General features: G+C 42.4%; 10 protein-coding genes. 4 read left to right on the top strand and 6 right to left on the bottom strand.

Annotated features, from left to right (window positions below; all coding sequences use genetic code 11):
- Positions 1-332: 332 nt before the first annotated feature.
- Complete coding sequence (locus VEZ01S_RS15890) at positions 333-800, top strand: RNA recognition motif domain-containing protein (protein WP_040891249.1); 468 nt, start codon at positions 333-335, stop codon at positions 798-800.
- Here VEZ01S_RS15890 and murI read toward each other — a convergent pair.
- Positions 772-1569, bottom strand: coding sequence for a glutamate racemase (gene murI / locus VEZ01S_RS15885; protein ID WP_021715071.1), 798 nt, complete (start codon positions 1567-1569; stop codon positions 772-774). The genes VEZ01S_RS15890 and murI overlap by 29 nt on opposite strands.
- A gap of 218 nt (positions 1570-1787) precedes the next feature.
- On the opposite strand from murI, the gene trmA reads away from it, so the two are divergent.
- On the top strand, positions 1788-2897 hold the full coding sequence (gene trmA / locus VEZ01S_RS15880) for a tRNA (uridine(54)-C5)-methyltransferase TrmA (RefSeq protein WP_021715070.1): 1110 nt from the start codon (positions 1788-1790) through the stop codon (positions 2895-2897).
- A gap of 39 nt (positions 2898-2936) precedes the next feature.
- Here the strand turns inward: trmA and VEZ01S_RS15875 are convergent, their stop codons facing one another.
- Together VEZ01S_RS15875 and fabR are read right to left on the bottom strand one after the other, a co-directional pair.
- Positions 2937-3296 carry a YijD family membrane protein gene (locus VEZ01S_RS15875; RefSeq protein WP_021715069.1) on the bottom strand — a complete coding sequence of 120 codons (360 nt, stop codon included), beginning with the start codon at positions 3294-3296 and terminating at the stop codon, positions 2937-2939.
- A complete protein-coding gene (fabR, locus tag VEZ01S_RS15870) occupies positions 3293-3919 on the bottom strand; it encodes an HTH-type transcriptional repressor FabR (protein ID WP_021715068.1) in 627 nt (208 codons plus the stop codon). Before fabR ends, VEZ01S_RS15875 begins: the two co-directional genes overlap by 4 nt.
- A gap of 177 nt (positions 3920-4096) precedes the next feature.
- On the opposite strand from fabR, the gene sthA reads away from it, so the two are divergent.
- Positions 4097-5497: a Si-specific NAD(P)(+) transhydrogenase gene (gene sthA, locus VEZ01S_RS15865; RefSeq protein ID WP_021715067.1), complete on the top strand. Its 1401-nt coding sequence runs from the start codon at positions 4097-4099 to the stop codon at positions 5495-5497.
- A 5-nt stretch (positions 5498-5502) separates the two neighbouring features.
- Here the strand turns inward: sthA and dinF are convergent, their stop codons facing one another.
- The 3 genes from dinF to VEZ01S_RS15850 all read right to left on the bottom strand — a co-directional run bounded on the left by dinF (position 5503) and on the right by VEZ01S_RS15850 (position 8026).
- Complete coding sequence (dinF, locus tag VEZ01S_RS15860; RefSeq protein WP_021715066.1) at positions 5503-6870, bottom strand: MATE family efflux transporter DinF; 1368 nt, start codon at positions 6868-6870, stop codon at positions 5503-5505.
- Positions 6871-6961: 91 nt separating this feature from the next.
- Positions 6962-7579: a transcriptional repressor LexA gene (lexA, locus tag VEZ01S_RS15855; protein ID WP_021715065.1), complete on the bottom strand. Its 618-nt coding sequence runs from the start codon at positions 7577-7579 to the stop codon at positions 6962-6964.
- A gap of 90 nt (positions 7580-7669) precedes the next feature.
- Complete coding sequence (locus VEZ01S_RS15850) at positions 7670-8026, bottom strand: diacylglycerol kinase (RefSeq protein WP_021715064.1); 357 nt, start codon at positions 8024-8026, stop codon at positions 7670-7672.
- Positions 8027-8192: 166 nt separating this feature from the next.
- Between VEZ01S_RS15850 and plsB the strand changes: the two genes are divergently transcribed.
- A complete protein-coding gene (gene plsB / locus VEZ01S_RS15845) occupies positions 8193-10616 on the top strand; it encodes a glycerol-3-phosphate 1-O-acyltransferase PlsB (RefSeq protein ID WP_021715063.1) in 2424 nt (807 codons plus the stop codon).
- The last annotated feature ends 48 nt before the right edge of the window (positions 10617-10664 follow it).

Below are 10664 nucleotides of genomic sequence, written 5' to 3'. Positions count from 1 at the left end.
TCTCAGTGTCAAACACTTTTTGAATTTATTTTCTAAGAGAAGTTAAACTCAAATGATTCGGCTAGTTAGCCCACTGAATCACTGCGAAGCGTTGTCGCTGTTGCCGTGTCAGTGGGGCGCATTATAGAGACCTGCGTCACGTTGGCAAGAGGTTTTTTAAAGATTTATTTCAAATGACTATAAAATAAACAATCCGCCACAACTTGGCGAAATTAGACACTATTAGAGGATAAAATTGGAAAAATTATTGTGGCATGCGTAATATCTATGTGTCTGTTTTGTTAATGAATTTCACACCCATCAATTCACCCATATATAGTGATAATAGAATTATGAACTCAAACAAATCTTTATTGATTGTCTTCATCCTTGCAATAGCTGGCTCAGTGCTTGTATCCCTCCTACCTATACCCAAAAGCGTTGCTTTCTGTTTAGGTGTCGTAGCAACCGCGTTAATCTTGTGGCAGAAACCCGCTGCAAGTGCTCCTTCTAAAACAACCTCTTCTAAGCCGGTAGCTGCGACTAACACAGAAAACACTACTTTATATGTAGGCAACCTTTCTTATAAAGCGAGCGAATCTCACGTAAAGGAGCTTTTTGAGGAATACGGCACTGTTTATAGTGTTCGTTTGATGAAAGACAAACGAACAGGAAAGCGCCGTGGATTTGGTTTTGTTGAAGTTGGGCATGATGATGCCGACTCAATGATCGCTAAGCTCAATGAATATGAGTACATGCAAAGAACGATCAAAGTTCGTATTGCCAATGAACCTAAGCATCCTTCAGAGGCTGAATCCTAATCTCAGAGAAACCTAACTGAGTAAATGATAATTGTAGCGCTGACCGATCAAAAGGTTCGGTGCTACAAAACACCTCGTAACTTGCTTTATTTTTACTATCAGATAAGAAACGTTCTTGTAGTAGAAACTCTACTCTTCTTGATATCGCATCCCCAGAGTCTATAAGCAGAACTTCTGTTCCTAATACCTGGCAAATCTCATCTCTCAATAGCGGAAAATGAGTACAACCTAGTACTGCAACATCTACCGAACCTTTTAAAGGCCGTAGCACTCTGTCTAAACTTTCAAGATCGACAGGTACACCTCTCAGCTTTTGCTCTGCCATATCAACCAATTTAGTGGTGCCTAGCATGACGACATCTTTATCATGGGCAAAATGCCGAATCAGCTCATGGGTATATTCCCGAGTCACTGTTGCTGGTGTTGCAATCAGACCTACACCTAAGCTGGATCGTTGAGATGCAGGTTTGATGGCAGGCACTACTCCAACAATAGGGATAGTGATTTTTTCTCTGAGTTTGCTAAGAACAATAGTACTCGCGGTATTACACGCAATGACAACCAACGCAATATTTTGAGTTTTCACAAAATGACTGACATAAGATTCAACTCGCTGTATCAACTCTTTTGGCTCAAGTTCTCCATACGGATACGCTTCGTTATCGAATGCATACGTACAACTCACCCAAGGTAATCTAGCCTTGATATCTTTAAATACCGAAATGCCACCTACCCCTGAGTCAAACATCAAGATTCTAGTTTCAGACATTAGCACTCTTTAATAAGATTTGAATACATGTAGTAGCCGAGTACTTTACCAAAATACAGCGCATAGTTAAGACATCAATCATGCTATTAGCGCAAAATATTAGTGCTCTTTTATGCTTAACTTGCCATATCCATCAAAATAACTGATGCACACAATCTATACTCTCAATGCCGATAAGTATAGAATCTGCGCCTCTTGTTTCAATTCAGGAAAAGTGAATGGCCAACCCAAATGTAAACTCTGAGTCTTATCAGCTACAACTCGATGATAAAACAGTACGTCTACAAGAGATGTTTAGCGAATATACGATGCCAGCATTAGAAGTATTTACTTCTGATGAGGATCATTATCGAATGCGTGCAGAGTTCCGCGTGTGGCACGAAGGTGAAGACCTGTATTACGTGATGTTTAACCAAGAAACACGTGAGAAATATCGTGTTGACCAATTTCCTGTCGCGAGTCGCTTAATTAATGACTTGATGCCTCTATTAATAGAAGCAGTCAAAGAACACGACATACTTCGCCACAAGCTTTTCCAAGTGGATTTTCTTTCTACTCTAAGTGGCGAGATTTTAGTGTCTTTACTTTATCACAAGCAACTTGATGAAGAATGGCAGCAACACGCCACCGAACTCAAACAGCGACTGAACAATGAAGGCTTCAATTTAAACCTAATCGGTCGTGCTAGAAAGATGAAAATAGTCTTAGACAGAGACTACGTCATCGAAAAACTAAACGTGTTTGGTAAGACCTACACCTATCAGCAAGTAGAAAACAGTTTCACACAGCCAAATGGTCATGTTGCAGAGAAAATGCTGGAATGGGCAGTAGACTGTACGAAAGATTCAAGCGGTGACTTATTAGAGCTTTACTGTGGGAACGGTAATTTTTCATTGGCACTGGCACAAAACTTTAATCGAGTGCTCGCCACTGAACTGGCTAAGCCATCGGTTGATTCTGCGCAATTCAATATTCGTGCAAACGACATCGACAATGTGCAGATTATTCGCATGTCAGCAGAAGACTTTACTGATGCGATGGAAGGTAAAAGAGAATTCCGTCGTCTAAAACAGGCCAATGTTGATCTTAAGAGCTATGACTGCAACACCATTTTTGTCGATCCACCGCGCTCGGGTATGGATGAAGGTACATGCAGAATGGTTCAAGGTTACGAGCGTATTCTCTATATCTCCTGTAACCCTGAAACACTAAAAGACAACCTAGAAATCTTAGGTGAGACGCACAACATCACGCGCTATGCGTTATTTGATCAGTTCCCATATACCCATCATATGGAGATGGGCATATTTTTAGAACGCAAAGCCTAGTTCAAAAAAATCAAAAAAAGAGCGGTTCTCCGCTCTTTTTTATTTTCCTAAATAACCGAGCTTTCTTCCGATCAGCACCAATAAGACCAATGTAACGACTATAGAGAAAAAGTTGGTGCCAGCTTCTGGATACTGAGCTTTAATAAAAGCTGAATGCCCAAAGAACCCCACAAAAAAGCTGCCTATACCCAATAATGGAAAATCATCATTGAGGGGATTGTTTAAATAATTTTGGTAAATTGATTGGGTCGCTAATATAAGACAGATCAGAGGAAAAATTGAAAATGTATGCTCGGGTATCGATAATGTTGAAAACAATGAGCTGACACTCATTCCACAAATTAAAGCTAACAACAGTGATTTTTTATCCGAAATTGTACTTGTTTTTTTATTCGTCATAATTCTTTCTCCTTCTCACTATTCTGAAACTGCTTCATTGCATGACCGCCAAGCGAGATCATACGAACCTGTTCAATGAGTCTCTGCTGATGAACAATGCGTTGGCTTTTTTCTATGTCTAAGAATTCAGCCCCTGAACTAAAGACTAAAGTTACAATGGCATCCGCCTGTAATGTTGCTATATCTCTTGGTAATTGTTGTGCATTTAAATAATCGGCTAGCTCAGCACTAAAAAACTGTATTTCTCTTGCAACTGCACAACGAAATCCTTCAGAGGTGCCTGAGCGTTCACGCAATAGCAATCGAAAAATGTCTGGATTAGTGTCAATAAACTCCACAAAAGTCTCAATAGAGGTTTGAATGACACTGCGATCGGCCTGAATTCTCTCTCGGGCTCGACGCATTAGCTGACGTAACAATAGACCCGCTTCATCAACCATGACTAAACCTAGCTGATCCATATCATCAAAGTGCCGATAAAAAGACGTGGGTGCTATCCCCGCCTCTCTCGCGACTTCTCGAAGGCTCATACTCGAAAAACTACGTCCAGCAGATAGTTGCCCTAATGCTGAGTCTATAATTGCTCGCCGTGTTTTTTGCTTTTGCTCTGCTCTGACGCCCATATTTTTTTCATAGCTATTTTAGTTTAACCACAATAAAGCATAACTGCTTCTTAGTTTGCAAATCCTGCCTGCCCACAAAGTGATATTTATTGTGAGACCGCCCACTTAGTCACCACTAACTAATTTACCTATATCGACAAGGGTCTAGAATGCAATGAACACAACAAGGAGGTTTCTGTGAGTTCTTTATCGCATTTTGATGTAATTGTGATCGGCAGTGGTCCAGGCGGCGAAGGTGCTGCGATGGGACTGACTAAAGCAGGGTTTAATGTTGCCATCATTGAAAGAGAAAAAAGTGTCGGGGGCGGATGTACCCACTGGGGGACCATTCCATCCAAAGCACTAAGACATGCTGTCAGTCGTTTTACCGAGTTCAATAACAACCCTCTATTTAGTAAGAACAACCGCAGTTTTGACGCCAGTTTTGATGATATTTTAACTCACGCAAAAACCGTCATAGATAAACAAACAACATTAAGACAAGGCTTCTATGACCGTAACCAGTGCACCTTGATTTTCGGGGCGGCACAGTTCACCGATGCGAATACCGTCACGGTCACCCTAGAAGATGGGCGAACAGAGCAATATTCAGCCGATCGCTTTGTGATTGCTACAGGTTCACGCCCCTATCACCCCGATACCGTCGATTTCAACCACCAGCGAATCTATGACAGTGATTCAATATTGTCACTCCACCACCAGCCAAGACATATTATTATCTATGGCGCTGGCGTAATTGGCTGCGAGTACGCTTCAATATTTCGTGGCCTAGGTGTTAAAACCGATCTCATCAATACTCGAGAGCAATTATTATCTTTTCTTGATAAAGAAATCTCTGACGCTCTATCTTACCACTTTGGCAACAGTGGCATTGTTATCCGCAATGGTGAATCTTTTGAAAAAGTTGAAGGAACAGACGACGGAGTGATTGTGCATTTAGAGTCCGGTAAAAAAATGCGCGCAGACTGTTTACTTTATGCCAATGGCAGAACTGGTAATACTGACACTCTCAACTTAGAAGTCACTGGATTGAAGGCTGATTCTCGCGGTCAATTGACGATCAATAGCAATTATCAAACCGAGATAAACCATATTTATGCGGTGGGTGATGTCATTGGCTACCCTAGCTTGGCCAGTGCAGCTTACGATCAAGGACGCTTTGTCGCGAAAGCTATCGCGGAAGGGGAATCGACCCAGCGACTTATCGAGGACATTCCTACCGGGATTTACACTATTCCTGAAATCAGCTCAGTAGGAAAAACCGAACAAGAACTCACTGCTGCCAAAGTACCTTATGAAGTAGGACGAGCTTCGTTCAAGCATCTAGCTCGTGCACAAATATCAGGTAAAGATATCGGCAGTTTAAAGATACTCTTTCATCGTGAAACCAAGGAGATTTTGGGTATTCATTGCTTTGGTGAAAGAGCAGCCGAAATCATTCACATTGGACAAGCGATCATGGAGCAGCCAGGAAAAGCGAATACTATTGACTACTTCGTCAACACCACCTTTAACTACCCAACAATGGCGGAGGCCTATCGAGTCGCAGCCTTAAATGGTCTAAACCGTTTATTCTGATCGTATTATGCGTGGGCAGTAGTTAAAAACTGCCCCTTTCTCCACAAATGAAAAAATATCCAACCAAGAACTCCTCCCCTCATAGCCATAAAACCTAGCATTGCAATCCACAAGCTGTGATTGTGCAAAGATGCAAAACTAAAGTAGAGAACAAAGAAAGTCACTGCGGCCAAGAACATACTATTACGCATTTCTTTACCTCTGGTTGCACCAATAAAAATACCATCAAACAAATAGCACCACATAGAGATCAACGGCATGATCGCAAGCCATGGCAGGTATTCGTCGGCCGTAACCCTGACACTATCAATGTCACTGATTAAAGCCACAATGAGACTGCCACCAGCACCAAACACGATGGCAAAACCAACACAAACAATCGCCCCCCAAATAAAGGTCCCCCAAATGGAAAGCATTAGCTCCGCTTTATCTTTAGCCCCAATGGCTTTGCCTACCATCGCTTCTATTGCGTAAGCAAAGCCGTCCATTGCGTAAGAGACCATCAACACCAAACTCATCAATACCGCATTGGCAGCAACTACGTCATCGCCAAAACTCGCTCCTTGAAAAGTCATAAATGCCAATACAGCTTGTAAGCATAAAGAGCGTAAAAAGATGTCCCTATTCAAGCGAATAAAACGCAACAGACCGGTAAATAACTTATTGATGCCCAAAGACAATATTTGAGGTACATTCAATACAACGGACTGTTGCCAAGCTTTTCGACAAAAATAAAAGCCGACAAACGTACCAGTAAAGTCTGCAATAACTGATGCCGAAGCCGCACCTGACACTCCAAAATCTAAGACCACAACAAACAATACATCGAGTGCAATATTGGTAACATTAGTAGCGATAACCATCCACATTGGAGCCTTCGCATCTTGGTTGCCTAGAAGCCATCCCAATAACACAAAGTTCACCATCGCCGCCGGCGCACTCCATGCTCTTATGGCAAAGTATTGTGAAGCATAAAACTGCACCTGCTCACTTGCATCACTAAACCCCAGTGCTAATGCGATAATACCTCGATGTAAGATCAAGAAAAGCACCGCAAATGAAAGCGCCATAAAAATGCCTTGAATCAAAATCAAAGCAAGCTTTCTTGGATCTTGCGCACCTTTCGCTTGTGCTGACAAACCCGTCGTAGACATTCGCAAGAAGCCAAACAACCAAAAGAGCATACTGATCATGGTACTGCCTAACGCAACACCACCTAAGTACCAAGAATGCTCTAAATGCCCAACCACAGCAGCATCGACTAAACCCAGTAACGGCACAGTGATATTTGAAAGCACCATAGGAATAGCAAGAACAAGAATCCTTTTATGAAGGCTTAAGTCCATTAGTGAACGAACAACTGGATTTTGCATACTGTTCCTTTGGTTTGTTTTACATAAAAAAACAGCGCTCTTAATAAAGAGCGCTGTAGAATGAGTCAGTGATTACTTACTAGAGTCGCTATTACATCCACGTACTATTACGAATAATACCGACAGCAATACCTTCTATCACTAAATGCTGCTGAGTTAAATCAACTTCAATTGGAGAAAGCTCTTCGTTTTCTGGGTGCAGGAGCACCGTTGCACCTTTTCGCTCCAATCTTTTCACAGTAACATCTTCATCGACTCGTGCCACTACTACTTGACCGTCTCTAACGTCTTGTGTTTTGTGTACCGCCAGCAGATCGCCATCCATAATACCGATGTCCTTCATACTCTCACCATGCACTCGCAATAGAAAGTCTGCTTTAGGTTTAAACATTTGAGGGTCAACTTGGTAGTGCGACTCTATATGCTCTTGAGCTAAAATAGGTTCACCAGCGGCAACATTACCAATCAATGGCAAGCCATCATCATTGGCACTGTCTTGCAATAAAATACGGATACCTCTTGAAGCACCAGGGATAATTTCAATCACCTGTTTCTTGGCTAATGCTTTAAGATGCTCTTCCGCAGCGTTAGCTGAACGAAAACCCAGCGCGCGGGCGATTTCCGCTCTTGTTGGTGGCATACCAGTATCCTCGATCTTAGCTTTGATTAGATCGAATACCTGTTGCTGTCTTTGGGTTAATGGTCTCATAGGGCACCTGTTATTTTATACAGTTAACTGTGAGTATATACAGCATGGTTAAATAATCAACCAACTAGCTCTAATAACTTGAAATTTCAGTTAAAAGAACAAAGCTTCTACCCAAATGTAGAGAACGAGTCCCAATGCGACAAATACCGCCGCAGACCCAATGTCTTTTGCGCGTCCGGCTAACTCATGAAAATCAGGCCCAATACGATCAACCACCGCCTCAATTGCCGAATTAATCAGTTCAGCAATCAATACAATAAATAAAGACAATACCATCAGCATGCGTTCAACGTGACCAACATCGACCAAAAACGCAATAGGAATAAGTAGAATCGCTAAAATCACTTCCTGACGAAAAGCAGCTTCATGTTTGAAAGCCGCCTGTAACCCTTGAATAGAGTACCCTGCCGCCTTAATAATGCGTTTGAATCCTGTATTACCTTTCATTATTCACCTATTCTTTTATCTCTTTGCCCTTTTTCGGTTCGAAACCTAACATTGATACAATTCTGGTTAAAAGGTTCGACCAGTTCTGCTATTCTTGCGACGCATATGTTACAACCGAGCCTTGAAGAGTCTTGGACGCCAAATATAAATTGGGACAATCAATAATATGTCTTCTGGTCATACACTGACACAATCAGTTTTGCGCTTTCCATTGAAAGTACTGGTCAAGGGGAATGTCGTTCCTCCTTCGCCAATCAACAACCTCAACATAGACATAGACAAACCTATTGTCTATGTTTTGCCGTTTGAATCTAATGTCGACCTACTTTCGGTTCGCCGACGTGCCATTCAATTAGGGCTACCGGATCCACTTCAACCATTAGAGCTACACGGTCAAAGCTTTCGACGCTATGTATTTAGCTCTATGGATAATGAAGAAAATGACCCACAACCTCATGGCTCACTCAGCTCACAAAGCTTATTTATTCAACTTCTTAAGCTACATAGAGAGCAACCGGATCTCGACGTACAGCTGATCCCAACCACCGTCATGTGGGGACGCAAGCCAGGAAAAGAAGGGCAAGAGAAGCCTTACCTAGAAAACCTGCCATCTTGGAAGAAGATGTTTGCAGTCTTGTTTTCTGGTCGCGACTGTATGATTCGTTTCAGTCCCTTGGTCTCGATGCGCTACATGGCAGACTCTCATGGCTCTGATGAAACCATAGCGCAAAAACTTGCTCGTGTAGCACGTATTCATTTCTCTCGCCAAAAGTTAGCCGCATCCGGTCCAAACTTACCAAGCAGAGACGTTTTATTTAAACGGCTGATCAAATCTGAAGCAATCAATAAAGCCATTGCAGAAGAAGCGGCAGAAAAAAATATTAGTGTAGAAAAAGCGGAGCAACAAGCACTCAAAATCATCGATGAGATTGCGGCGAAGTTCTCATACTCACTGATCAAGCAAGGAAACTTCATTTTAACTTGGCTATGGAACCGTCTCTATCAAGGTATCAATGTCAATAATGCAGCGACGGTACGCAGATTAGCGCAAGACGGACATGAAATCGTTTATGTCCCATGTCACCGAAGCCATATGGATTACCTACTGTTATCCTACATCTTATACTATGAAGGAATGGTGCCGCCGCATATTGCCGCTGGGGTTAACCTGAACTTCTTCCCAGCGGGGCCTATCTTTAGACGGGGCGGTGCATTCTTTATTCGCCGTAGCTTTAAAGGTGACAAACTCTATTCCACTATTTTTAGAGAATACCTCGCTGAGCTATTTGCGAAAGGCTATTCCGTTGAATACTTTAGTGAAGGGGGCCGCTCACGTACCGGCCGTCTTTTACAAGCCAAAACAGGTATGCTTGCAATGACGGTACAGGCTATGTTGCGAGGGCTAAACCGTCCTGTGACTCTGGTTCCTGTATACATCGGCTATGAGCACGTAATGGAAGTGTCTACCTACGCAAAAGAACTACGAGGTAAACGCAAGGAAAAAGAAAATGCCGGACAGGTGTTACGCACGATAAGAAAACTGCGTAACTTTGGCCAAGGTTACGTGAACTTCGGTGAACCTATTTCGCTCAACAACTACCTCAACGAAAATGTGCCACAGTGGCGAGACAGCATCGGTGCACCAAGCACAATTAAACCCGATTGGATGGCTCCAACGGTAAATGCAATTGCTGAGAAAATGATGACGCATATCAATGACGCAGCAGCGGCCAATGCACTGAGTTTATCAGCCACCGCATTACTGGCTTCGAGACAACGAGCACTCACTAAAGAAAGCTTAGTCAATCAAATCGATTGTTACTTGCGTATTCTACGTAATACTCCATATACGGATTACTCTACGGTACCCAATGACACAGCCGAAGAACTGGCTGCCCATGCTATCTCTTTAGATAAGTTTGTGGTCGACTCAGACAGTATGGGTGAAATCGTGTCATTAGATCGTCATCAGTCAGTACTGATGACTTACTATCGTAACAACATCATACACATGTTGGCGCTTCCTTCATTGGTTGCGCAACTGATTATTCAACTGCCCGACTGTACTCTCACAAAGCTAAAACGAAATATTTCGGTTCTCTATCCGTTCTTAAAAAAGGAGTTTTTCCTTTCTTACGATAACGAACAATTAGAAGAGAAAATTGAACAGATCGTACAGGAGTTTTTAGCACAACAGCTGATCCAAATGGATGATGATGTGATTCACCTCCACCAGCCTAATATTCATACCATACAGCTGCTATCAAGAACGATTTCGGAAACGCTACAACGTTATAGCATCGCACTAAACCTATTAGCCTCAAGACCTGAGGTCACACAAGAGGATTTAGAAGTACGATGCCAAGATATTGCTCAGCGTTTAGGTCGTTTACATGGCATCAATGCACCCGAATTTTTCGATAAGGGAGTATTTGCAGCACTGTTTAATACTTTAAAAGAACAGAACTATCTCAATGCAGAAGGTGTGTGTGATATTGAACGCACAGAAAAACTCGCGCAAGGTTTGCTTGAGATTCTGTCACCAGAAGTGAAGTTGACCATCAAAGAAGGTATTGCTCAGGCAGAGTAATACGCATACCAGAGTCACTTTAGTGCGCCCCCATAGCGCAGAGTGACT

It is taken from the genome of Vibrio ezurae NBRC 102218, assembly GCF_000467185.1.
In the GTDB taxonomy this organism is placed as follows: domain Bacteria; phylum Pseudomonadota; class Gammaproteobacteria; order Enterobacterales; family Vibrionaceae; genus Vibrio; species Vibrio ezurae.
The sequence above is the reverse complement of the archived record's forward strand: the minus strand, read 5'-3'. Positions and strand labels throughout refer to the sequence as shown.